The sequence below is a fragment of the Neisseria sp. P0008.S010 genome (assembly GCF_051962715.1).
GTDB classification, from domain to species: Bacteria; Pseudomonadota; Gammaproteobacteria; order Burkholderiales; family Neisseriaceae; genus Neisseria; species Neisseria elongata.
Genome location: NZ_JBQCVA010000467.1, coordinates 1 through 229, shown reverse-complemented (window position 1 = coordinate 229; position 229 = coordinate 1). Strand labels below are relative to the sequence as shown.

Here is a 229-nt window from a genome sequence, read left to right as displayed (position 1 = left end):
CCTACGGTGGCTGTTCAACGTAGAGGTAGGAACGGGAGACCGCTTCGAGGTCGCCGGTACCCATCTCTGAAACCGAGCCGAAGGCTTTGAACTGATTCAGACCAACAGACTGCATAGCGCCGAGTCCGATAGCGAGGCCTGCACCGTCTTCTCCCAGGAGATTGGACTGATTGATTGCAGTCACCATGCCGATTGGATCTGCATATGCGGTTGAGATACCCGAGTAGTC

Annotated in this window: 1 protein-coding gene; it reads right to left on the bottom strand. The window is 55.5% G+C overall.

Annotated elements, in window-relative coordinates:
• Position 1 precedes the first annotated feature (1 nt).
• The coding region (locus ACTHSL_RS14370) for a hypothetical protein (RefSeq protein WP_440381767.1) at positions 2–229 on the bottom strand (228 nt) is incomplete at its 5' end.